The following is a 23,117-nucleotide window of genomic DNA, read 5'->3' on the forward strand; positions in this document are numbered from 1 at the left end:
AGGATGCCGGTCACGAGGCGGATTGAAAACTTCTCAATGTTCAATAGAGGCATCGCCAACCGCGATGGGTGCGAGGCGCCCGGATAGCCAACCCGAAGGAGTAAGGATGCGTGTTTCAGCAGATCGGCCGTTGCGCCTCGACATGGAGTCCCTGCGCATTTTTGTGGCCGTCATCGAGGAGGGCAGCATTGCCGCGGCGGCGGCCCGCACGCATATCGTGGCGTCGGCCGTCAGTAAGCGCGTATCGGATCTCGAAGAGGACGCCGGCACGCCGCTGCTATATCGGCACAGTCGCGGCGTGCAACCCACGCCGGCCGGCGAAGCGCTCTATCACCACGCGAAGCGGCTGAGTGAGCACCTGCAGCAAATTTCGGACGAATTGTCTGAGTATTCGGCGGGGTTGAGGGGCCATACCCGGATTTATGTGAACTTTACGGCCATGGTCCAGTATCTGCCGGGTGTGCTGCGCACCTTCCTGCGCACCAACCCGAAGGTGCGGATCGATATGGCCGAGAAGTCGAGCGATGAAGTCGTGCAGGCAATCGCAAGCGGTGTCGCCGATCTCGGCATCTGCGCGGCTACCAGGGACACCCTCGGCGATCTGCAGTGGCGTCCATACAGCGTCGATAAGCTGGTCGTGATCGTGCCGTCGGATCATCGGCTCGCCGAGCGCGCGAGCGTGACCTTCGCGGAAGTTCTGGAGGACGACTTCGTCAGCATGCCGTATGGCACGTCCATTTCGAAGTTGTGTCGCGCCGCCGCTGAGCGTGCCGGCATGCGGCTTCGCGTGCGTATCGAGGTGACCAGTTTCGAGGGCGTGCGCAACATGGTCAGCGCGGGTCTCGGCATTGGCGTGCTCCCCAAGGGAAGCGTGACGCCTTATATGCAGTCGGTGCCGTTTCGCGTCGTTGAGCTTGATGAACCGTGGTCGCAGCGGCCTCTGGTGATCATCGCCCGCAACTTTGAGACGCTGCCGCTGCCTGCGCGCATGCTGGTCGACCACCTCAACAAGCACCGGGACAACGAGTCATGAGGATGGTGAGCCATCGCGGCTCGCGATGGGTGGCGTCGTTACATATTGATTTACGTGACGAGCCGGGATTCTTAGCATTCGGTTAGCAGCAACCGTATATAACTCATGGAGCGCGCAACATGAACCCCAAACTCCCGATCAAGGTCGCCGTCCTCGACGACTATCAGAACGTCGCGCTGAGCGTGGCGGACTGGTCGCCCCTTAAGGACCTGGCAGACGTGACGGTGTTCAACGATCACGTCGCTGATATCGGGAGCCTGATTCAACGCCTGCAACCATTCGACGTCGTATGCGTGATGCGGGAACGCACACCGCTGTCCCGCGTGGTTATCGAGAGCCTGCCGAACTTGAAGCTGATTGCTTCGACCGGCCCGGGGAATGTGTCGATCGATCAGGAGGCGGCTGCGGAACGCGGCATCGAAATTCGTCATACGGGCTATTCGTCCACGCCGACGATCGAGATGACGTGGGCGCTGATTCTCGCGATGGCCCGCAATATTCCGCTCGAGACTCAGTCAGTGCGTGAGGGAGGCTGGCAGCTTTCGCTAGGCGAGCAACTCGCGGGCAAGACGCTCGGCGTGCTTGGTCTTGGCCATATCGGTTCGGCTGTCGGCGTCATCGGGCGGGCATTCAGAATGAACGTCATCGCGTGGAGTGAGAACCTTACCGAGGAACGCGCTGCGGAGAAAGGCGTGCAGCGAGTCAGCAAGGATGTGCTGTTCTCCACTTCCGATTTCCTGTCGATTCACTTGCGGTTTAGCGAGCGAACCCGAGGTTTGGTCGGCGCGACAGAACTCGCGCAGATGAAATCCACGAGCCGGCTGATCAATACGTCGCGTGGAGCGATCGTCGACAATGCCGCCCTGCTTCGGGCACTCACGACCGGTCAGATTGCCGGCGCGGCACTGGACGTGTACGAGGTCGAACCGCTCGAGAATCCGCACCCGCTGCGCCAATTGCCTAACGTGCTCGCGACGCCTCATATCGGCTATGTGTCGAAGGAGTTGTATCGCACCTTCTATGGCGATACGGTGCAGAACATCGTTAAGTGGCTTGAGGAAACCGGACGTTCTGCGTAAGGGTAGCGGTCACGACGGACGTGTGTCTGCCACGGTGTGCTCGTGCTCGTCCGCACGTGCAATATCGAGCGTCTCCTGGTGGAACGCCGCAAGCGACCCGCGGTGCGTGACACTGACAATCGCCGCTTTCGGCAATCGCTCGATCAACAGGCCATACAGATACGCTTCGTTCTCGGTATCGACCGCACTCGTTGCTTCGTCGAGAAACACATAGTCAGGCTCGTGCATCAGCACACGCGCGACTGCCAGCCGCTGTTGCTCGCCGGGAGAAAGAATGCTCCACCAGTGCAGAGATTCGTGCAATCGGTCGACGTAGCCCTCAAGCCGGCACAGACGTAGCGCCTCGCAACATTCCTCGTCGCTGAAATTGGTGGCAGCCGTGGGATAAGCGAGCCCAGTCTTCAAGGTGCCAACCGGCAGGTAGCTCTGCTGCGGGACGAACATCATGCGCGCATTCACAGGTGCATCGATCGAGCCGTTTCCGAACGGCCAGAGACCCGCCAGCGCGCGCAACAGCGTGCTTTTTCCCGAGCCGGAAGGTCCACGCACGAGCCAGCGCGAACCTGGCTTGACGGCAATGTCGCGCACACTCGCGAGCGTCTCGCCGTTGGGCAGCGCAAGCGTGAGCTTGTGCGTGGTGAGCTGGTTCTCGTCGACGTAGTGCAGATTGATGCCGCCATGCTCGGTGGCGGGCGACACCGACTCCTTCAGATGAGGTAGATGCATGACGCGTTTGAACTCGCGCAGACGGTTAACGGTTGCGCGCCATTGGACGAGCGTGTCGTAATTGTTGATGAACCACGAAAGCGAATCGCTAACCGAACTGAATGCGTCGCCGATTTGCATCAGTGTCCCGAAGCTCATCAACCCTGCGAAGTAACGCGGCGACGCTACGACGATCGGGAATATCTCGGCAATCTGAGCGTAGAAATTGAGCACGAAGCTATAGCGCCGCGTGTACTTCATCACGCGCCACCAGTTTTCGCGAATCCGGCCGAACAGGTCTTGGGCCGTCGACTCCTCGACACGCATCCCATCATAGAACGCAATCTGTTCGGCGTTTTCGCGCAGGCGGATCAGCCCAAACCGGAAATCCGCCTCGACGCGCTGCATCTGGTAGTTGATCGACACCAGCGGATGACCGACCTTGTTGGTCAGGAGTGAGCCAACAATCGCATAGACAATGGCCGCCCACAGCATGTAGCCCGGAATCTGGACGGGCGTGCCGCCAAGCTCGATTGCCAGCACGCCCGCCGTGCTCCATAGAACGGTCGAGAACCACACGAGTGTTTCGAGTGTCGAGAGCAGATCGAGCGTGAGCGAAAGTGTGGTGTTGGCGAATGATGCAAGATCGACAGCGACCCGTTGGTCAGGGTTGTCGGCGAGGCGGTCGCGCTCGATGCGATAGAAGGTGCCGTCGCCCAGCCATTCCTGCAGATAGTGTGTGGTCAGCCACTGGCGCCATCGGAAGCCAAGCATCTGCCTCAGATAGCGGTTATAGACGGAGATCCCGACGAACGCGAACGCAAGCGCGCTGAAAAGCAGCATCAGCTGCGGGAATTCATGGACCTTCCTGCCTTCCAGTGCGTTGTAGAAATCACGGTTCCACGTATTCAAGCGGGCGTTGATGCCGACCAGAACCAGGTCCATGACGATGATCGTGATCAGCAGACCCCACGCGGTCTTGCGTTCCTCAGAGACCCAGTACGGTCTGATCAGGCTCCAGGCTGAGACACGGTCCGCTTGCCCGGACGCAAGGCCGGAAGATTGGTCGCTCATGAACGCCCCTTAACGCGCAGTGAATACGGACCGAGTGCACGGGGGTGATTGTAGGGTGTGACCTGTCCTGCCGTCGACGCGACTTTAATCTTCGCCAGTCATGGCTTAGATATGATCGATTTCGACATCCGTGACGAAGACCAGTACCCGGCGGGCGCTAGTGCGGGCCCGGTTCGCCGACAAGTCATGGTTACTCGACGAAGCAATGATAAGTCCGGTGTTGATGCTACTGGCCAAGGCACGGCGTGGCACGCCGATTTCGAGCACGATTTGGCGACCGGAGTGTTCGGCGTCAGCTCCGTTTAGTTCGGTTGCGTTATATGGCCGTAGAGCCGGACCGGGGTCCGGCAGCCACGATAGCGCCCTCCTCTCAACCCTTGGCGAACTCGAGCACCACGCGCGATGGGACATCGCCGTGCGCGAGGCGATGGAACACGCTGTTGATCGCCGAGAGCGGCTGCAACTCGATATCGGCCTTGACCTTGCCGTCAGCGGCGAAGGCAAGCGCTTCGGCCATGTCCCGGCGATTGCCGACAAACGAGCCGCGAATCGTGATGCAGTTCGCCACGACGTCGAACAGGGGGGTCGGAAACTCGCCCGGCGGCAGCCCAACCAGCACACAGGTCCCGCATTTGCGCGTCATGCCCACACCTTGCTTGAATGCGCCCAACGACGGCGCTGTAATCAGCACGCCATGCGCACCGCCCCCCGTAGCCTTTCTGACGGCAGCAACCGCATCGCCGTCCTTTGCGTTCACCATGGCATCGGCGCCAAGGCGTTTGGCATGCGCGAGCTTGCCGTCATCGATATCCACTGCGCACACATGCAGGCCCATTGCCTTGGCGTACTGAATGCCAAGGTGTCCGAGGCCACCGACGCCAGAGACCACGACCCATTCACCCGGGCGTGCCTGGGTCTCCTTGATGCCTTTGTACGAGGTGATCCCGGCACAGATGAGGGGCGCCGCGTCGCGGGCCGCCAGATGGGCTGGGATATGGGCCACATAGTTCGGATCGGCGACGATGTATTCGGCGAACCCACCGTTCTTCGTATAACCGCCGAACTGCGCTTCGGCACATACGGGCTCGCGTGCCGCGAGGCAAAACTCGCAGTGTCCGCAAGCGGAGTAGAGCCACGGTACGCCGACCCGGTCGCCTTCCTTCACGGCCGTTACACCCGCACCAAGGGCGGCGACGATACCGATGCCTTCATGGCCCGGTATGAATGGCAACGTGGGCTTTAACGGCCAGTCCCCGCTCGCGGCATGCAAATCGGTGTGGCATACGCCGCACGCTTCGGTCTTCACCAGGATCTGGCCTGGACCGGGCTCGGGAATATCCAGTTCCTTTAGCACCAGTGGCTTGCCGAACTGTTCGACGACGGCAGCTTGCATTTTCGATGTCATGGCTTGTTCCTCGGTTGCGATGAATTCAGCGCGCTAGGCAACAGCGGGCAATCCAAGCCCTCTGACCGCTTCACTCATCTTGATGAGCACGGTCTGGGCGTCGCCATAGACCATGTTGCAGTTGTCTGCGTAAAAGAGTTCATTGACGATGCCGGCGTAGCCCTTGCCTTCCCCGCGCTTGATCACAAACACCTGCTTGGCGTGATCGGCGTTGAGAATCGGCATGCCGTAAATGGCCGACGATTTGTCGGTGCGCGCGGCCGGGTTGACCACGTCGTTGGCGCCGATCACTAGCGCAACATCCGTCGTGGCGAACTGGTCGTTGATGTCCTCGAGTTGGAAGATCACGTCGTAGGGGACGCCAGCTTCGGCCAGCAGCACGTCCATCTGGCCCGGCATGCGGCCAGCCACAGGGTGCACCGCAAACTTCACCGACACGCCGCCCGCCTGAAGCAGCTTGACGAATTCGTACAGCTTGCCTTGCCCCTGCGAGACCGCGAGACCGTAACCCGGGACGATAATCACCGAGGCCGCATAGCGCATCGCGATGCCGGCGTCGCCTGGCTGCGTCGGCTTCAGGCTGCCCTTGATCTTCCCCTGCTTGCGCGTGGCGACCTCACCAAAGTTGGTGAAGATCACATTGCTCACGGAACGGTTCATGGCCTTGGCCATCAGCAGCGTCAGCAACATGCCGGCTGCACCGACCACCATACCGGCGATCATCAGTGCGGGGTTCTGCAACACGTAGCCTTCAATGCCGACCGCGAGGCCGGTAAAGGCGTTAAAGATCGAAATCACCACCGGCATATCGGCGCCACCGATCGGCAGCGTCATCAGGATGCCGAGCGCCAGCGCACAACCGAAGAACAGATAGATCCAGGTCGGCATCGTCAATATCAGCGCAGCGTTATCCGCGCTTGCGACGACGATGTAGCCGCCAACCACGAAGGTAGCCAGCAGCACCAGTCCATTGAACACCTGCTGCCCTTTCACTCGTACGGGCTTGTTGATGACCCCATCGAGCTTGGCCCAGGCGATCAGCGAACCCGACAGCGACACCGCGCCGATCAGCGCGCCCAGCAAGGTCATGATGAGCGCGGTCGCGCCCTGCGCCTTGTTGCCGAACAGTTCCACCGCGGCAATCGCACCGGCCGCTCCGCCACCCATGCCGTTGTAAATCGCCACCATCTGCGGCATGGCGGTCATCGCCACCTTGCGGCCGCCCCACCAGGCCAACCCGCCGCCCAGCGCCAAAGCAACGACGGCAAGCCCCAGGTTGACCGGCAGGTTGGGCCGGGCCGCCGCGCTAACGTCGAAGGCGTAGAGGAAGCTCGCGAGCACGGCCACGGCCATGCCGAAACCGGCGACGAAAATGCCCGAAGGTGCCGTAACAGGCGAAGACATGCGGTGCAGGCCGTAGAGAAAGAGAAAGGCAGCGGCGAGATCGACCACGCCGATGCCGAGTTGGGGGATCAGGGTCAACATGGCGGCGTCCTCAATGCTTCTTTGCGTGGATGGACTTCACGGTGCCGGACTTGCTATGCGCACCGTGCGTGCCGTGCGCCGCGGGATGAACGGTGGTCTTGAACATGGCGAGCATGCGATCGGTGACGGCATAACCCCCTGCGGCATTGCCCGCGCCGAGCAACACAGCCACGAAGCCGATGACTTGCTCCTGGACCGTACTCGCGTTCAGGAGCGCATAGATGCCGCCCACCACGACAATGCCGTGTACGAAATTCGAGCCCGACATCAACGGGGTATGCAGAATGGCCGGCACGTGTCCGATGATCACCCAGCCAGCGAAAGCGGCCAGCATGAAGATGTAAATCGCGACGAAGCCGGAAATGCTGATCTGGAAGTCCATCACTTGGTCCTTGGTCAGAGCGTGTTTGTGCCGGTGTTGATACAGGCGCTGATACCCGCGCTCATGCCGGCGTAACAGGTTCGGCTTTCGCGGGGGGCTTCTTCGCGGCGGCAACAGGCTTGGCCGCCGCGTCGCTCGCCTCAGCCTTGTTCTCGCCTGCGTGGGTGAGCACCGTTTTGGCGAGCACTTCGTCGCTCCAGTCGATCTCGATGACGTTGTTTTTCATGATCAACGCGAGCAGGTTGTACTGATTCTTCGCGTACAGTTCGCTCGCGTCCTCGCCGAGCAGCGAGGGCACATTCAGCGGCGCGACGATCGTCACGTTGCCGATCCGCGTGGTCTCGCCAGGCCGCGTGTCTTCGCAGTTGCCGCCGCCCTCAGCCGACAGATCGACGATCACCGAGCCCGCCTTCATGCCGGCCACCTGTGCGTGGCTGATGAGCTTAGGCGAGGCCTTACCGGGAATCGCGGCGGTTGTGATGATCAGATCGGCGCTCTCAATGTGCTTCGTCAGCACGTCCGCGACCCGGGTCTTTTCCTCGGCGCTCAGCTCACGGGCATAGCCGCCTTTACCACGCGCATCGATACCGGTATCGACAAAGGTGGCGCCCAGCGAGAGCGCCTGCTCCCGAGTTTCCGGCCGCACGTCATAGCCCTCGACGACGGCCCCAAGGCGGTGCGCCGTCGCGATCGCCTCCAGCCCTGCCACACCGAGCCCCATCACCAGAACGTGAGCCGGTCCGATCGAGCCTGCCGCGCTGGTAATCTTGGGCACCACGCGAGCGAGATGGGTCGAGCCCAGTTGCACCGCGTAGTAGCCTGCAAGCGCGGACTGGCTCGATAACGCGTCCATGGACTGGGCACGCGTAATGCGTGGCACCCGCTCCATTGCGAAGCAGGTGATCTTCTTGTCGAGCAGGCGCTTCACCAGCGCGGGCTCGTTGTGCGCATAGATGAACGAAACGAGGATCGCGCCCTCCTTCATCGCGTTGACCACCTCGAGCGCGGGAGGCTGAACGGCAAGCACGACATCGGCGTCTTTCACCAGCGCCGTGCGATCCGCTATAAAGGCGACGTTCTCGAACGCGGCGTCATCCAGATGAATCGCCGCGCCCGCCCCCGGCTGCATATGCAGCCGGGCACCCAGTTTGACCAGTTTCTGGACCACGGACGGCACGAGCGCCACACGGCGTTCATGGGCCCGGGTCTCCGTCAGAACGGCAACGTTGACATACATGGCGGGCTTTCCTTGTGGAGATCAGGCCGGTGCATCGAGGCGGGCGGTACGGACCAGCTTCGTATTGACGAACTCCTGGATGCCCATGTTGCCGAGCTCACGGCCGTAGCCGGAATCCTTGATGCCGCCAAACGGCAGTTCCGCATCGGACCAGTCGATGTTGTTGATGAACATCATCCCGGTCTCGACCCCGCTCGCCACGCGCTTGCCGCGCGCTTCGTCTTTCGTGAAGACCGAACCACCGAGGCCGAAGTCCGAATCGTTGGCTAGCGCGATGGCCGCGGCTTCGTCCTTGACGCGGAAGAACGACACCACCGGACCGAAGAATTCGTCGCGGAAAGCCGGATTGTCCGGTTTGATATCCGTGAGGATCGTCGTTTCCATGAACGAGCCGGGTCGGTCAATGCGTTTGCCGCCCATCACCAGCGTGGCGCCATGTGCCACTGCATCGTCGACCTGCTTGAGCAGTTGAACCAACGCCCCCTCGGTGGACAAGGGGCCGTGCGTCGTCTTCTCGTCCATCGGATCGCCTGCCTTCAATTCGGAGAGCGCGGTCTTGAACTTCGCAAGAAATTTGTCGGCAATCGAATCGAGAACGATGAATCGCTTCGCCGCGCAACAGGTCTGGCCGGCGTTATACATCCGCCCCCATACAGCCCACGGAACGGTCTTTTCCAGGTCGGCATCATCGAGCACGATGAACGCATCGCTGCCACCCAGCTCCATCGAAGTCTTCTTGAGGTTCTGCCCCGCTCGCGCCGCAATACTTCTGCCGGCCTCGACGCTGCCCGTCAATGCCACACCCTTGATGCGCGGGTCGTCGATGATTCGCTCGGACTGCTCGTGCGAGATCAACAAATTGGTGTAGGCCCCCTTAGGTGCGCCGGCGTCGAGCAGGAGTTTCTCGAAGGCAATCGCGCATTGCGGTACGCAGCCTGCATGCTTGACCACCAGTACGTTACCCGCCATCAGTTGCGGGCCCGCGACGCGTGCAAGTTGGTAGTACGGGAAATTCCACGGCTCCACGCAGAAGAGCACACCGAATGGACTATTTTCCATATGCGCCTCACCGACTTTCGGATTCAGTTTGGTCGGTGCCAGGAAAGTTTTCGCGTGCTCAGCGTAATAAGCAAGAATGTCGGCGCTGAACCTGACTTCGCCACGCGCTTCGTCGATGCGCTTGCCCATTTCAAGAGTCGCCAGTTTGGCAAATTCATCGACGTTCTTACGCATCAGTGTTGCGGCCTTATCCACGATTTCGGCACGCTGGGCGTAGGTCGTGTGCTTCCACGTCTGGAAACAGGTCTCGGCGGCAGCGATCGACTTTTCAAGTTGCTCATCGGTCAGTTTTTCGAAGCTCTTCAGGACCTTGCCGGTGTTAGGGTTGACACTTTGATAAGCCATGATTTGTGTTCTCTTTAAATGGAGGTTGGCTTGAGTCCCGGGGCGGAACGTCAAGCACGTGTCGAACACCAGTACGTCTTGTGTTCGACATCCTAAATATTAGATTTCGAATGATCGTAATTCGGACGCCACTTGCGTGCCTGACCTCAGGCGCCTTGCTTCTTCATTGCGGCCTTCGACTCTTTCACGTCCTGCTCAGTCCTTGGACCGAAATCACGCAAAATGATCTGTCTTGCCGCGCCATTGCATAGCAGCGACTGCCTCCGCCATGAGCGCGGCGGAAAGAAATAGTGTTTTCGGATTGTGAGCATGATGGCCACTCCTTGCTGGAGGGGGCGGCCCGGGCGAGCGATTGAAGAAAATCATACTGCGCGAGGGTGTTTCGAGCGCCTTTGGATGAAAGACACAAGGCACGTGTAACCACGGTGCGCTTAACCTCGGTGGAGGTCGGTACGGTGCCGTACAAGTGCGGACCCGGCCCCAATGAGCACGAAACGAAGTCTCGATGTCCGTCGCAGTACCGTTCAGGACGGTTCGCCTGCTCCAGACCCTCCGGGTGCTGTTGCCGGCGCAGTCAGGTCTTCGTCTGAGTGCCGGTATGCCGTCCCCTTGCCACCCGGCAACCCACTTGATTCGGCGATTTCAACCCGCAGGCTGCCTTGATTGTTCCAATACGCCCAGGTGGCGTCGTTGGCAAAGCAATACAGGTAACCCGAGTAAGGCGCCTTGATCTCCATCTCTCTGCCGATTCTGAAGTAAAAGGGTTGAGGTGATACGCCTGCTTCGCTCGGTTCCCCTGGGTATGAGATCGCACCGCAGAGCTCGAACCAGTTCGCTCCTCTAACCCGCTTGGACCATGCAAACAGGCGCTGCATCCAGTTACCAGGCGTGCCCTCCGCGCCCGATACGCTGTCCCCATCCAGCCATGTTTGACCTTCAAGCACCTTGAACCGGTAGCTCACCCCCTCCTTCATGAAAATGCCGGTCCAGTTCCACAACGTGCTGGCGAAGACCCGCACCTGCACCCCCTTCCCTGGATCGATGTTCGGTCGATAGGGAGCCTGAAAGATTGGCGGACTGGCCTGCCGTGCCAATGCTAGATCCGATATCGATTCGGAGCATATGCGTGAATCCTTCGCCAGATACGGAAAGGACCGGGGACGAAATCCGATCCTCCTGTAAAAGCCTGTGAGTGAGTTGTGCAGGACGCCATGTACCGCGGATGGCGACAACTGGCCCGCATCGGCTATCTGGTCCAACATCTTCGGTTCAAACACCGCACCGCACTGCGCGGCCTCGGCAATCATCCATTTGAGCGTGGCGTCAGAAAGCCCGGTCTCCTTGTAGCCGCCCCCAACGTCCGCGTGCACACCAGGGAACCACACTTGCGTCACGCGTGCCGGGTCGCAACCATCGGCATCTGTCCACAACGTTGGAAAGAAAGTGTTCCGCTGCTCGTCAATGGCAAGGGCTTGTACCGCGCGTTCAACTTCTGGCGAAAGCCTCGTGTCATGGAATTCGAGGCGCTGTCTCCCTAAGCCGAATAGATTCGCAATTTCAGGAATACCGAGAGCGCCCACCGTCTCCCACACGCCCAGGAAGCGAATGGGAGGCGGTTTGCCATTCTCGATGCAGAACCGTTCCTGCAGGCTGGTGTTTTCCGGTGTTGCTGGATCGAGCCGGTACAGGTTCCATGCCTGTTTGACTAGCGCCCAGCTTGCCTCGCCAGGAAGTCCACAACGGTGGAGCATGCCCACCAGGCTTCGCGCCGTGAACGCGCCACGCGAAAAGCCAATGATGAAGATTTCAGAACCTTCCTCGTAGTGGTCGGACAGCCACTTGTACGCAGTTCGAATGTCTCGCGAGAGACCCAATCCCAACGCACCGTCTACGAGGCGACGAACCCGGCCTTCATTAGCGCCAATGCCGACGTGGTAGTAGCGGAGTTGTTCGACGCCATCTTCGCCGTGTTCACTCAACGCGTTGAAAAAGCGAACGACATTGGTCGGAACGGGCACCCCCTGAAACTCGTCGCTATCCGAGTTCCATGTGCCGTCGCAGCAAACGAAAAGTCTCTTCATGTTTGCGGGTTCTACCTTATAGGTCCTACCTCATATTTCGACGCGCGAGCCCAGCTCGATCACCCGGTTTGAGCTCAGTTTGAAATAAGCCGCAGGGTTGCCGATATTGTGCGCCATCACGCTGAACAATCGTTCGCGCCACACCGGCATGCCCTTGCCTCCGGTCGCCACTACGGTGGCATGACTGAGGAAATAGGAGACCTTCGCCGGATCGACCACCAGGCCCTTCGGCTCGCAGTCGCGCAGCGCTTGCGGCAAACTGGCCACGTCCTTGAAGCCGTATGTCACGAGGATGCTGTGGCAGTTGTGGCCCAGCGGCGTGATCGCCACGCGCTGCTCGCGCGGCACATAGGGCACATCCAGGTTGGTCACGTGCACGAACAGCACACGCTCGTGCAGCACGTGGTTATGCGCCAGGTTGTTGACCAGCGCGTGCGGCACGGTGCTGGGGTCGATGGTCAGGAACGCGGCCGTGCCGGGCACGCGTATCGTTTCCTGCGCGAACAGGCTGTCGAGGTACCTGGCCAGCGGCAGCGCGCCGGCATGGATGCTGGCCTCTTCGATCATCAGCGCACGGCCGCGGTGCCAGGTGGACATCACGGTGAACATGATGGCGCCCAAGAGCAGCGGGAACCATCCGCCATCCACGAACTTGAGCAGGTTGGCCGAGAAGAACGCCAGATCGATGACGAAGAAGAACCCGGTGGCCAGCACGCACAGCAACCAGTTGTAGTGCCAGGCGTAGCGCACCACGTAGAACGTGAGGAAGGTGGTGATCATCATCGTGCCCGTTACCGCGATACCGTAGGCCGAACCCAGCGCCGTAGAGGAACCGAAGCCCAGCACCGCCCCCACCACCGCGATCAGCAGCAGCCAGTTGATGGCAGGCACATAGATCTGGCCGACTTCGCGTTCGGACGTATAGACGATGCCCATGCGCGGCATGAAGCCGAGTTGCATGGCCTGCTTGGTCATCGAAAACGCGCCGCTGATCACTGCCTGCGACGCGATCACAGTCGCCACCGTGGCCAGCACCACCATCGGGAACAACGCCACCGACGGGAAGAGGTGGAAGAAGGGGTTATCCACGGCCTTGGGATCCGACAATAGCAGCGCGCCCTGGCCCAGGTAGTTGAGCGCCAGCGCGGGTAGCACGAGTGCGAACCACGACAGGCGGATCGGCGGCGCGCCGAAGTGGCCCATGTCGGCATAAAGCGCCTCAGCGCCGGTCAGCGCCAACACCACCGCGCCGAGCGAGACGAAGGCCCGCCAGCCGTTGCGCATCAGGAATTCGAGGCCCACGAACGGGTTGAAAGCGACCAGGATGGCCGGCGCGCGGCCGATGCTGAGCAGTCCCGACACCGCAATCACGACAAACCACAGCACCATCACCGGCCCGAACACAGCGCCGATGCCGGCCGTGCCGCGCCGCTGCACGAGGAACAAAGCGATCAGCACGACGAGTGCGATCGACACCACGAAGGGCTTGAGCTGCGGTTCCGCCACTTCCAGTCCTTCCACCGCGCTGAGCACCGAGATGGCCGGCGTGATGACGCCGTCGCCATAGAACAGCGCCGCGCCGAATACACCGGCGAGTAGCAGCCCGTTGCGCAGGCGGGGCCGGTCCATTACAGAACTGGAAGCCAGCGCCAGCAGCGCCATGATGCCGCCCTCACCGTGGTTGTGGGCGCGCATGATCAGCGTCACGTACTTCAGCGTCACCACAATGATCAGCGACCAGATGATGAGCGACACCACGCCCAGCACATTGAAGCGATCGAGCACCAGCCCGTGACCCGAGTCGAATACCGTGCTCATGGTGTAGAGCGGACTGGTGCCGATGTCGCCGAACACGATGCCGATGGCGGCCAGCGCCAGCTTGGGCATCGACCCGTGGCGGGTTTCCTCGACGTGGCCGGCAGGGGCGCCCGGTTGTTGGCCTGAAGACGATTCCATGAATGGCTCCTTCTCAGTGGGTGGGGCCCCCGGCCAACGAACGGTGCGCCGGCGCTCAAGCGCCTGGCGGCCCGTCTGGTCACGCTGATTTTGCTGCAATGGACTGATCAGCGGACGGCCTGTCGGTGACAGCCTACAGAAGAAAGGGCGCGGTTCAAAGCCAGGCATCTCCTTAGGATCACCCAGCAGAACCGGTTCGCCTCAGTTGGTCTCCGGGTCTTCATCCATGATGAGCAGAAAGAGTGTCGCTTGAGAGGAGATGTTCAGCTTCTTGTAAAGATTGCGTCGGTGAACTTTGGCGGTAGCGGGTGACACGCCGAGCAGCCTTGCCATATTCTTGGTCGAATGACCGGCAAGAATCATCAGCGCGATTTCAATTTCGCGGTTGGTCAACGATGTGTTGGAGCGCTTGCGCAACGCCTGTTCGAAGTGAAGGCGTCGATCACCTCCGGCGGGTGAACTTACCGGCGGCGGGAGCACGGCTGTTTGTGCTACCAAGGCGTGGCACATCAACGGAAGCAACCATGCGCCGTAAAGACAGAGGGTTCCGATTTCAGTCGAGCTAAAGCGGCGTTCACTGCCCATCGATACGGACAGCGTTCCGCCCGCAGGCAGCGGGGCCAGCAACTGCACCTCATCTTCCAGCACGTTGACCGAAAAATAGCGGCGAAAATATTCGGTTTCCCGGAAGTGATCGGGCGCGACTTCGTCCAGACAATACACACCCGGACTGATCTCGCCCAGGCTGAATTGATAGAAAGGGTCCAGCAAATAGACGCTGTTCAAATACCCCTTGAACAGTTCGTCGTTCGGCGTGCGCGACTGGATCTCCGCAATCAACTGGGGTTTCCCGTTGGGCCAGAAGATCACCACCACCCAGTTGTCAAAGTGGACCACTTTGCGCAACAGGTCGATCAGCGCATGCCAGAACTGTTTGTCGTCGAGCTTCTCGACCAGACGTCCAAGCCGCTGATGAAAGGCAACGTCCGATACATCAAGCTGCATGTCAGTTTCCCCCACTACCCCTTAAAGGGTAGGTCGTCCCATCGTTCTAGCCCTTCGGCCTGATTTTCACGCGTCGTTCCCCACCCTACCATCTCTGTACCCCGTCGCATGCGCGTCGGCAGGCTTGCTCGCAGCGAGCAATACAGGAGAAAAGTATGGGTATCAGAGACATCGGTGTTCGAGTTGGCCACGGCACGCCCGGTCCGTTTAACAGCATCACCGACGTGCAAGGCGTAAGAGTCGGTCATCGTACCCTGGTCGAAAACCGCGCAGAAGCTTCGATTCGAACCGGCGTGACGATCATCGAACCGCGCGCCGGCATGGCACGGCTCGACCCATGTTTTGCTGGCTGTCACGTGCTCAACGGAAACGGCGATGCCACCGGCCTGGAATGGATACGCGAATCAGGATTGCTCACTACGCCTATCGCCTACACCAACACGCACAGCGTCGGCGTGGTTCGCGATGCTCTGGTCGCCGCCGAACGCGCGTGGGTCGGCAATAGCCAGTACTGGTGCATGCCGGTGGTGCTGGAAACGTTTGATGGATTGCTGAACGACATCTGGGGGCAGCATGTCACCGCCGCGCACGTTCACGAAGCGCTGGCCGACGCTCGCAGTGGACCGGTGGCCGAGGGCTCGGTTGGCGGTGGTACCGGCATGATTTGTCATGAGTTCAAAGGCGGCATTGGAACAGCCTCACGCAGGCTCGCGGCAGCGGACGGTGGCTGGACCGTCGGCGCGCTAGTCCAGGCGAACTACGGCCGTCGCGACGCGCTGCGCGTGGCCGGTTATCCGGTGGGCGAAGTGCTGCGAGGTCTGCCGTCGCCATTCGACCGACGTCGTGCGGGTGTCCCCGGAATGGGATCGATCGTGGTGACGCTTGCGACCGACGCGCCGCTTCTTCCGCATCAGTGCGAGCAGATTGCACGGCGCGCGAGCATTGGATTAGCCCGCGTGGGCGGTGGCACCGAATACTCCAGTGGCGACATCTTCATTGCCTTCTCGGTGGGTAACCGCGGCATACCGCCGGCGGATTACGGCAAGGCGATCGAGCCTGTCATCAGCGTGCGCTGCGTCATTCACGATTTCATTTCTCCGCTATTCGTCGCGGCTGCGGAAGCGGTCGAAGAAGCCATTCTCAACGCCCTCGTTGCTGCCGAAGATATGGACGGCCAAGGCGTTCATGTCCACGCGCTCGGCGCCGCCCGTCTGCTGAAAGCACTGGAACAAGTTGGTTGGCGCCGCGACCGCCCGATTGCTGACTGACGCTTCTTCCCCTTCGCACGAGTTCCTTCATTAACACGGAAATGCCGCTATGACACCCCGCCATCTCATCACTGTCGTCACGGGACTCCTCGCAGTTGCGGGGACGTTGGTTGCGACCGCAAATCATGCTCAAGCCGAAGAGCTGAATGTCTACAACTGGTCGGACAATATCGCCGACGACACCGTCTCTGGCTTCGAAAGGGAAACCGGCATTCACACGCGATACGACGTGTATGACGGCGACGACACCTTGCAGGCAAAGTTGCTAAGCGGGTCATCGGGCTATGACGTTGTCGTGCCGTCATCCAGTTATGCCGGCAAGCAGATTGAAGCAGGGGTTTATCGGAAGCTCGACAAGAGCAAGATTCCAAACCTGGCCAATCTGGATCCCGTGCTCATGAAGATGCTTGCGTCAGCCGATCCGGGCAATCAATACACCGTGCCATGGTCATGGGGAACAGATGGCATCGGTTACAACGTCACGAAGGTAATGCAGATATTAGGCAAGGATGCCCCCTACGATAGTTGGGATTTGCTGTTCGATCCGCAATACGTTTCGAAGCTGAAAACCTGCGGCGTTTCCGTGCTCGACTCCGCGGAGGACGCATTCTCGGTTGGGTTGATCTACCTGCATAAGGATCCCAACAGTAAGAACCCCGCCGATTATCAGGACGTGTTCAAGCTGCTCAAAACGATTCGCCCGTACATCACCCAGTTCAATTCTTCCGGCTACATCAACGATCTCGCCAACAACGATGTCTGCATCGCGCTAGCGTGGTCGGGCGACGTCGGAATCGCAAAGCGGCGTGCAGAAGAGGCCCATCGCTCGTACGAGATTCGCTACGTCATTCCTAAGGGCGATGGAGTGTTGTGGTTCGATCTGATGGGCGTTCCTAAAGATGCGCCACACCCGGAAGCTGCAATGCAATGGATCAATTACATCCTTCAGCCGAAGGTGAGCGCGGCGATCACCAATCAGGTTTTCTATCCGAACGCTAACGCTTCGGCGCGTGCCTTTGTGAAGCCGGCGATCCTCGAGAATGAAGCGGTTTATCCTCGCGGTGAAAAGATGAAATCGCTCACGCTGTCATTGCCTTTGCCGGCCGATATCCTGCGCCTTGAAAACAGGCTGTGGACACAGCTTAAGGCCGGGCGCTGAGGTTGAGGCGGATCGACGTATTGCGTCAGCGTTGGATTGGCCGGCCGGCATCGGGATCATCCTGTTAGTTCTTTTCATAGGATGACGTCACCACTTCAACAGAACGGGAAATGGTCAGATAGTCGCAGTGACAATCACGGAGGTTTCACTATGCGTATCTTTCTGACGGGCGCGACAGGCTTCATCGGTGCGGCCATCGTTCCCGAACTCATCAACGCGGGTCATCATGTGATCGGTATGACGCGTTCGGACGCGGGAGCGCAAGCGCTTATCGATGCAGGTGCGGAAGTGCATCGCGGAACCCTGGAGGATCCGGAGAGCCTGCGCAGCGGCGCCGCAAAAGCAGATGCCGTCATTCACACAGCGTTCGATCACGATTTCTCAAGATTCGTGGAGAACTGCGAAAAAGACAAGCGTGCGATCGCAGCACTCGGTTCCGTGCTCGCCGGCTCCGACCGTCCTCTGATCATCACCTCGGGAACCGGCATGGGTAGTGGTGAGCACGGTCAACTGGCGACTGAAGATGTCTTTAATGTCAGCCATCCCAATCCGCGGATCGCATCCGAGGTTGCTGGGAATGCTCTCCTGGAGGCGGGAATCAACGTGTCGGTGGTGCGCTTGCCTCAGGTTCACAACCCGTTCAAGCAGGGTCTCATCTCGCCGCTCGTTGCTATCGCTCGGGAGAAAGGCGTCAGCGCCTTCGTCGGCGAGGGTCGTAACCGCTGGCCGGCCGGCCATCTCTCCGATGTGGCGCGTCTCTATCGGCTCGCCGTAGAAAAGCGCCAACAGGAGGCTCGATATCATGCGGTCGGCGAAGAAGGGATCAGTAGCCGCGAAATCGCAGAGGCGCTTGGCCGGGGTCTGAACTTGCCCGTCGTTTCGATCAGCCCGGACGAAGCGGCGTCGCATTTTGGATGGATGGCAATGTTCGTCGGCCTGGATATGCCGGCCTCCAGTGTTCAGACCCAAGCTCGGCTGGACTGGCATCCAACAGGTCCGACGCTCATCGCCGATCTCAACGAAGCGCGGTATGTCTAGTCACTTTTGTTGATCAGCCCGCGGCGGAGCGGAATCAATCTACGCCGCGGCATCAATGCGGCTCCACCGAAGTCAAAACAAAATAATTTGTAAAGTACGCTACATACGTGTAGTTTACTTTACATGAATGCTCTAACCACCTGGTCTGTCCTCGTTCTGACGTTCCCCACCGTGAACGCCACCGCGCGCATGCGGGCGTGGCGGGCGCTGAAGGCGAAGGGGTGCGCTGTCCTGCGCGACGGCATCTACCTGTTACCCCAAACCGCGGAGCGCGAGGACATGCTGCGCGAACTTGCCGGCAGCATTGACGAAGCCGGCGGCACCGCCCATCTGCTACGGGCGCAAAGCCTGGACGCGTCGCAAGAAGAGGACTTCCGCGCACTGTTCGATCGGAACGACGACTACGCAACCTTTGTCGCGGCACTGGGCGCGGCGCGCAAAACGCTGGGCGGTATGCTGCCGGCTGACGTCACCCGTTTGCTGCGTCGCTTGCGCAAGGACTACGACGCGATCCGGACGATCGACTACTTTCCGGGCGCCGCATCGACCGATGCCGAAGTTGCCTTGGAAGATTTTCTGGCGCTCGCGGATACGGTTGTGTCACCGGGCGAACCGCATGCGGCTGAACGAGCTATCCGGCCCCTGCGGCGCGACGACTATCTCGCCCGAACGTGGGCGACCCGGCAACGGCTATGGGTCGACCGCGTCGCAAGCGCATGGTTGATCCGTCGCTTCATCGATCCGCAGGCACGCTTTCTTTGGCTCGTGTCGCCGGAAGACTGCCCTACGGACGCCCTTGGCTTCGACTTCGACGGCGCCGCCTTTACGCACGTGGGCGAGCGCGTGACGTTTGAGGTGCTGGTTGTGAGTTTCGGCCTCGACGAAGACTCAGCGCTTCTGCGGCTCGGTGAAATGGTGCACACGCTCGACGTCGGCGGCGCACCTGTGCCAGAAGCGATCGGCTTCGAGGCGGTGATGGCCGGCGCGCGGCAACGCGCGTTGGACGACGATCAACTGCTCGACGAGATGGGTCGGGTGCTCGATTCGATTTACGCGCACTTCGCAACGAACAAGAAAAATGACAGTGCGGAAGGCCGTTCATGAACACCACGACGGCGATCTCGCCCGGCTACACGCTCGGCCAGATGATCCTCTACATGCTGCGGCTCGGCACCTTTGGGTTTGGCGGTCCGGTGGCGTTGGTCGGCTACATGCACCGCGACCTCGTCGAGCGCCGGCGTTGGATCAGCGAGCAGGACTACAAGGAAGGACTGGCGCTGGCTCAAATGATGCCAGGTCCTCTCGCCGCACAACTCGGCATTTATCTCGGCTACGTTCATTACCGCGTCGTCGGTGCAACGGCGGCCGGTATCGCTTTTGTCCTGCCGTCGTTCCTGATGGTTGTGGCGCTCGGCTGGGCCTACGCGCAGTTTGGCGGCCTCTCCTGGATGCAGGCAGTCTTCTATGGCGTAGGCGCCGCGGTGGTCGGAATCATCGCGATGAGCGCGTACAAACTGACCAGAAAGACCGTCGGCAAAGACAAACTACTGTGGGCGATATTCCTGGTGCTCGCGGTCGTCACCGTGGTCACTGAATCCGAGATCGCGTGGCTGTTTATCGGAGGCGGTCTGCTCAACTGGTTCTGGCGCGCGCCCCCGAAATGGCTTGGCAAGGGCGGATTGAATGCACTTGCCGTGGCGCAGGCGCCGGGTGTGAGCGGTGTCCTCAGTGGCCTTGACTTGCCGCTGCTCGGCCAGATCGGTCTGTTCTTCGCCAAGGCCGGTGCGTTCGTGTTCGGCTCGGGACTCGCAATCGTGCCCTTCCTCTACGGCGGTGTCGTGACCGAACATCACTGGCTCAACGACAAACAGTTTGTCGATGCGGTGGCCGTCGCGATGATCACTCCGGGGCCGGTCGTCATTACGGTCGGCTTCATCGGCTATCTCGTTGCGGGATTTTCGGGCGCCTGCGTCGCCGCGCTCGGGACGTTTCTTCCCTGCTACCTGTTCACCGTGCTGCCGGCACCGTACTTCAAGAAATACGGCAAGCTCCCCGCCGTCAAGGCGTTCGTTGATGGCATTACTGCGGCGGCCGTGGGCGCGATCACGGGCTCAGTCATCGTTATCGCGAGGCGCTCGATCGTCGACTGGCCGACTGTCGTGCTTGCTCTTGTGACGGTCGTGTTGCTCTGGCGATTCAAGAAGCTGCAGGAGCCGGTGATTGTCGTTGCGGCTGCCCTATTTGGTCTAACTGTCTATCCACTTATCCATTCGCACGCCATCTGAAGGCACGCGTGCGCGTGCATTCTACGAGGATCGTATTCATGGCTACACGTCGTACCTTCCTGCAAGACACCGCTGCTATCGGTGCTGGAATCATGCTGGCTCAGGCACAAACGGCACGTGCCGCAGAAGAGTCCGGTTACACCGACAAGCTCACAGACGCGGACGGCAAATATGCCGCTGGACCGCTGCCGTTTGCCTACGACGCGCTTGAACCCGTTATCGATGCGCGCACCGTCGAACTGCACTATAACTTTCACCACAAGCCCGCGGTGGCTGCCGCGAACAAGGCTGAAGATGGCCTCGCGAAAGCCCGGGACTCAAACGACTTTGCGCTAGTGAAGTTCTACGAGAAAGAACTCGCGTTCCAGCTATCGAGCCACATCCTGCACACCATTTACTGGACCAGCATCTCCGGCAAAGGCGGTGAACCGAAGGGCGAACTGGCAAAAGCGATCGACAGGAATTTCGGTTCCTATGCGAAGTTCAAGGCGCAACTGCTTGCCGCGACGATTGCTGTGGAAGCATCCGGCTGGGGAGTCGTTGGCTACCACCCTGCGACGGGTAAGCTCATGATCCTGCAATGCGAGAACCATCAGAAGCTGACCGCCTGGGGCATCCAGCCCATCCTCATCCTCGACGTTTTTGAGCACGCTTACTACCTGAAGTATCAGAACAGGCGCAACGAATACGTCAACCAGATTTTTAGCCTTATCAACTGGGACAACGCCGCCATGCGGATGCAGGCAGCGTTGCCTGCGCGGAGGATGACGTGAACCGGATGATCGATGTTCAAAGCCGACGCCGGCATCGTGTCGAAGATCGGCGACGGCCGCATCGACTCTAACTGTTCGGACGATTTGCGTCCTGAGCGATCGTGAGTGCTTGTGGCCGCACGTAGTCCATTGAACTCATTGTGCCGACACTCACTGAAACGATTAACCCCCGGCGCGCTTCGCGCTGTGGCCGTACTTCTTGAGCGCTTCGATGACCCGCTCGCAATGGTCACCCTGCACTTCAATCACGCCATCCTTGACCGTTCCACCAGAACCGCAGGCCGTGCGCAATTGCTTGCCTAACACGGCCAACGCAAGAGGATCGAGCGCCAACCCCTTAACGATCGTCACGCTTTTCCCGCCTCGGCCCTTGGTCTCGCGTGACACTCGCACGACGCCATCGCCTACCGGTAATGCCCTGGCAACTGTCTTGCAGATACATTCCGCGAGCGCCTTTCTGCATTCGGGACACATCCGTCCGCCGTCGGTGGAATAGACGAGGCCGCCTTTTGAACTATCTTTCATGATTGGTTTACTCAAAGACACTACTTGGCTGCGAAACGCTGGCTCGAGCATGCAGGCATTACCTGCGTCGCTCGACGCCCCGCATCCGCAAACATCTCACGCAGCCGTTGTCGTTCATCGTCAGTGAGATGTGAAGCCGCAGCCGGCATCGCGAGCACCAATTGCAGCGTCAGGTCGCCGCGAAAGCCGTTGCGGTCCGTGAGTCCATGTCCGCGTAGACGAATCGTGCTGCCCTGTTGCGCGTTCGGCGGAATCGTCATCTGATGCGCACGGCCCAGGATCTGCGCTTCGAAGTTACCTCCGAGCGTAGCTGTCACGAAGTCAACCTGAATCTCGCTTGCGAGATTCAGGCCGTCACGACGAAAGGCCGCGCTGCACACAATCGCGACCGAGAAGATCGCGTCACCAGACGGACCGCCATTCGTCCCGGGATGACCACCACCTTCGACGACAAGACGCTGGCCATCCCACACACCCGCTGGAACCTTCACAGTCTCGAACTTCCGCCAGGTTCTGATACCTGTGCCGAGACACGCTTGACACCGGTCACTCGCCGGCGGCCGACCAGTTCCTCCACAGGCGACGCAGTGCATGCCCGAGACCGACAGACCGCTGCCGTTGCAGCTCGCGCACTGGGCACCGCGTTCTTGACATGGGTGACACGGTCCCCTCACCGCATAGCTCGCTTCGACCTCGCCGCCATGAATCGCGGCTTCGAGCGGAACGAAAAGTTCGACCAGGCAGTTCGCGCCGCGCATCGGAGGCGAGCTGCGGTGTTCGCGTGAGTGGGCTGGCTTGTCACGGCGCTCAGTCGATGCCGCCGCCTGACTGAGTACGGGCGGTTGACGCTCGCCTGTCAAAATCTCAAACGCCTCCTGAATGCGCTTGAACACCGGCTCGACTGTCGATTCGCGCCCCTTGTTGCGATCGGGGTGGTACTTCGCTCTTAGCCGTCGGTACGCGCGCTTGACGTCTGCCGGCGACGCAGTGTCCGGCAACTTCAGCCGCCTATAGTATTCGTCAAGACTCACGCATTTCCCCCGCATCTCTTTCCGTACGCGCAAGTCTATCAAGACGCGATGAACGGACTGCCAGTTGTCGAAACGTCATCTCATCTGCAGCGCTCAGTCGCTGGACCTTCGGCATTCGTCTTCGCTCCAAACCTTACAAAGTAATAACTTGGAAGCATAAAAATACGATAAATTTGCGCGTAAACGATAATT

Annotated in this window: 19 protein-coding genes; 8 read left to right on the forward strand and 11 right to left on the reverse strand. The window is 60.2% G+C overall.

All coding sequences use genetic code 11. The annotated features are described in order from the left end of the window. Positions 1–106 precede the first annotated feature (106 nt). Positions 107–1,033 carry a LysR family transcriptional regulator gene (locus tag M0D66_RS01440; protein ID WP_244179482.1) on the forward strand — a complete coding sequence of 309 codons (927 nt, stop codon included), beginning with the start codon at positions 107–109 and terminating at the stop codon, positions 1,031–1,033. 119 nt (positions 1,034–1,152) lie between these two features. Further along, positions 1,153–2,112, forward strand: a complete 960-nt coding sequence (locus M0D66_RS01445; RefSeq protein WP_211707868.1) for a D-2-hydroxyacid dehydrogenase family protein — start codon at positions 1,153–1,155, stop codon at positions 2,110–2,112. Positions 2,113–2,121: 9 nt separating this feature from the next. On the opposite strand, the gene M0D66_RS01450 is transcribed toward M0D66_RS01445, so the two are convergent. The 9 genes from M0D66_RS01450 to M0D66_RS01490 form a co-directional block, all read right to left on the reverse strand. Beyond that, the gene (locus M0D66_RS01450; protein ID WP_266208855.1) at positions 2,122–3,891 is read right to left on the reverse strand and encodes an ABC transporter ATP-binding protein/permease; all 1,770 of its coding nucleotides are present in this window, start codon (positions 3,889–3,891) and stop codon (positions 2,122–2,124) included. Positions 3,892–4,261: 370 nt separating this feature from the next. Then, positions 4,262–5,296 carry a zinc-dependent alcohol dehydrogenase gene (locus M0D66_RS01455; protein ID WP_200620960.1) on the reverse strand — a complete coding sequence of 345 codons (1,035 nt, stop codon included), beginning with the start codon at positions 5,294–5,296 and terminating at the stop codon, positions 4,262–4,264. Positions 5,297–5,329: 33 nt separating this feature from the next. Further along, positions 5,330–6,781, reverse strand: a complete 1,452-nt coding sequence (locus M0D66_RS01460) for an NAD(P)(+) transhydrogenase (Re/Si-specific) subunit beta (RefSeq protein ID WP_211707866.1) — start codon at positions 6,779–6,781, stop codon at positions 5,330–5,332. Between the two features lie 10 nt (positions 6,782–6,791). Then, the gene (locus tag M0D66_RS01465) at positions 6,792–7,163 is read right to left on the reverse strand and encodes an NAD(P) transhydrogenase subunit alpha (protein WP_200620958.1); all 372 of its coding nucleotides are present in this window, start codon (positions 7,161–7,163) and stop codon (positions 6,792–6,794) included. Between the two features lie 61 nt (positions 7,164–7,224). Further along, entirely contained in the window at positions 7,225–8,400 is a 1,176-nt protein-coding gene (locus tag M0D66_RS01470) for an NAD(P) transhydrogenase subunit alpha (RefSeq protein WP_234486940.1), read from the reverse strand. Positions 8,401–8,421: 21 nt separating this feature from the next. Next, positions 8,422–9,804 carry an NAD-dependent succinate-semialdehyde dehydrogenase gene (locus tag M0D66_RS01475; RefSeq protein WP_093641770.1) on the reverse strand — a complete coding sequence of 461 codons (1,383 nt, stop codon included), beginning with the start codon at positions 9,802–9,804 and terminating at the stop codon, positions 8,422–8,424. 524 nt (positions 9,805–10,328) lie between these two features. After that, positions 10,329–11,885, reverse strand: a complete 1,557-nt coding sequence (locus M0D66_RS01480) for a DUF2235 domain-containing protein (protein WP_211707865.1) — start codon at positions 11,883–11,885, stop codon at positions 10,329–10,331. Positions 11,886–11,915: 30 nt separating this feature from the next. Continuing rightward, positions 11,916–13,772 carry a potassium transporter Kup gene (locus M0D66_RS01485; protein ID WP_200620982.1) on the reverse strand — a complete coding sequence of 619 codons (1,857 nt, stop codon included), beginning with the start codon at positions 13,770–13,772 and terminating at the stop codon, positions 11,916–11,918. A gap of 270 nt (positions 13,773–14,042) precedes the next feature. Next, positions 14,043–14,846, reverse strand: coding sequence for a helix-turn-helix transcriptional regulator (locus M0D66_RS01490; protein ID WP_200620956.1), 804 nt, complete (start codon positions 14,844–14,846; stop codon positions 14,043–14,045). A 155-nt stretch (positions 14,847–15,001) separates the two neighbouring features. On the opposite strand from M0D66_RS01490, the gene M0D66_RS01495 reads away from it, so the two are divergent. The 6 genes from M0D66_RS01495 to M0D66_RS01520 all read left to right on the forward strand — a co-directional run bounded on the left by M0D66_RS01495 (position 15,002) and on the right by M0D66_RS01520 (position 21,369). Then, positions 15,002–16,114: a P1 family peptidase gene (locus M0D66_RS01495; protein ID WP_200623115.1), complete on the forward strand. Its 1,113-nt coding sequence runs from the start codon at positions 15,002–15,004 to the stop codon at positions 16,112–16,114. A 49-nt stretch (positions 16,115–16,163) separates the two neighbouring features. Beyond that, positions 16,164–17,273 (forward strand): polyamine ABC transporter substrate-binding protein, encoded by a 1,110-nt coding sequence (locus M0D66_RS01500; RefSeq protein WP_200650840.1) that lies wholly within the window; start codon positions 16,164–16,166, stop codon positions 17,271–17,273. Positions 17,274–17,423: 150 nt separating this feature from the next. Then, positions 17,424–18,311 carry an SDR family oxidoreductase gene (locus M0D66_RS01505; protein WP_266208856.1) on the forward strand — a complete coding sequence of 296 codons (888 nt, stop codon included), beginning with the start codon at positions 17,424–17,426 and terminating at the stop codon, positions 18,309–18,311. A gap of 123 nt (positions 18,312–18,434) precedes the next feature. Further along, the gene (locus M0D66_RS01510) at positions 18,435–19,415 is read left to right on the forward strand and encodes a chromate resistance protein ChrB domain-containing protein (protein WP_211709129.1); all 981 of its coding nucleotides are present in this window, start codon (positions 18,435–18,437) and stop codon (positions 19,413–19,415) included. After that, positions 19,412–20,596, forward strand: coding sequence for a chromate transporter (locus M0D66_RS01515; protein WP_200619722.1), 1,185 nt, complete (start codon positions 19,412–19,414; stop codon positions 20,594–20,596). The genes M0D66_RS01510 and M0D66_RS01515 overlap by 4 nt, the downstream gene beginning before the upstream one ends. A gap of 38 nt (positions 20,597–20,634) precedes the next feature. After that, positions 20,635–21,369: a superoxide dismutase gene (locus tag M0D66_RS01520; protein ID WP_234486743.1), complete on the forward strand. Its 735-nt coding sequence runs from the start codon at positions 20,635–20,637 to the stop codon at positions 21,367–21,369. Between the two features lie 162 nt (positions 21,370–21,531). On the opposite strand, the gene M0D66_RS01525 is transcribed toward M0D66_RS01520, so the two are convergent. Beyond that, the gene (locus M0D66_RS01525) at positions 21,532–21,894 is read right to left on the reverse strand and encodes a translation initiation factor Sui1 (RefSeq protein WP_211709130.1); all 363 of its coding nucleotides are present in this window, start codon (positions 21,892–21,894) and stop codon (positions 21,532–21,534) included. 20 nt (positions 21,895–21,914) lie between these two features. Beyond that, complete coding sequence (locus M0D66_RS01530) at positions 21,915–22,925, reverse strand: DnaJ C-terminal domain-containing protein (protein ID WP_266208857.1); 1,011 nt, start codon at positions 22,923–22,925, stop codon at positions 21,915–21,917. Positions 22,926–23,117 lie beyond the last annotated feature (192 nt).

The sequence above is a fragment of the Paraburkholderia sp. SECH2 genome (assembly GCF_030464795.1).
GTDB classification, from domain to species: domain Bacteria; phylum Pseudomonadota; class Gammaproteobacteria; order Burkholderiales; family Burkholderiaceae; genus Paraburkholderia; species Paraburkholderia aspalathi.

Coding starts and splice junctions, on each gene's coding strand:
- M0D66_RS01440 (WP_244179482.1), top strand. CDS start 107: ATGCGTGTTTCAGCAGATCGGCCGTTGCGCCTCGACATGGAGTCCCTG.
- M0D66_RS01445 (WP_211707868.1), top strand. CDS start 1,153: ATGAACCCCAAACTCCCGATCAAGGTCGCCGTCCTCGACGACTATCAG.
- M0D66_RS01450 (WP_266208855.1), bottom strand. CDS start 3,891: ATGAGCGACCAATCTTCCGGCCTTGCGTCCGGGCAAGCGGACCGTGTC.
- M0D66_RS01455 (WP_200620960.1), bottom strand. CDS start 5,296: ATGACATCGAAAATGCAAGCTGCCGTCGTCGAACAGTTCGGCAAGCCA.
- M0D66_RS01460 (WP_211707866.1), bottom strand. CDS start 6,781: ATGTTGACCCTGATCCCCCAACTCGGCATCGGCGTGGTCGATCTCGCC.
- M0D66_RS01465 (WP_200620958.1), bottom strand. CDS start 7,163: ATGGACTTCCAGATCAGCATTTCCGGCTTCGTCGCGATTTACATCTTC.
- M0D66_RS01470 (WP_234486940.1), bottom strand. CDS start 8,400: ATGTATGTCAACGTTGCCGTTCTGACGGAGACCCGGGCCCATGAACGC.
- M0D66_RS01475 (WP_093641770.1), bottom strand. CDS start 9,804: ATGGCTTATCAAAGTGTCAACCCTAACACCGGCAAGGTCCTGAAGAGC.
- M0D66_RS01480 (WP_211707865.1), bottom strand. CDS start 11,885: ATGAAGAGACTTTTCGTTTGCTGCGACGGCACATGGAACTCGGATAGC.
- M0D66_RS01485 (WP_200620982.1), bottom strand. CDS start 13,772: ATGCCCAAGCTGGCGCTGGCCGCCATCGGCATCGTGTTCGGCGACATC.
- M0D66_RS01490 (WP_200620956.1), bottom strand. CDS start 14,846: ATGCAGCTTGATGTATCGGACGTTGCCTTTCATCAGCGGCTTGGACGT.
- M0D66_RS01495 (WP_200623115.1), top strand. CDS start 15,002: ATGGGTATCAGAGACATCGGTGTTCGAGTTGGCCACGGCACGCCCGGT.
- M0D66_RS01500 (WP_200650840.1), top strand. CDS start 16,164: ATGACACCCCGCCATCTCATCACTGTCGTCACGGGACTCCTCGCAGTT.
- M0D66_RS01505 (WP_266208856.1), top strand. CDS start 17,424: ATGCGTATCTTTCTGACGGGCGCGACAGGCTTCATCGGTGCGGCCATC.
- M0D66_RS01510 (WP_211709129.1), top strand. CDS start 18,435: ATGAATGCTCTAACCACCTGGTCTGTCCTCGTTCTGACGTTCCCCACC.
- M0D66_RS01515 (WP_200619722.1), top strand. CDS start 19,412: ATGAACACCACGACGGCGATCTCGCCCGGCTACACGCTCGGCCAGATG.
- M0D66_RS01520 (WP_234486743.1), top strand. CDS start 20,635: ATGGCTACACGTCGTACCTTCCTGCAAGACACCGCTGCTATCGGTGCT.
- M0D66_RS01525 (WP_211709130.1), bottom strand. CDS start 21,894: ATGAAAGATAGTTCAAAAGGCGGCCTCGTCTATTCCACCGACGGCGGA.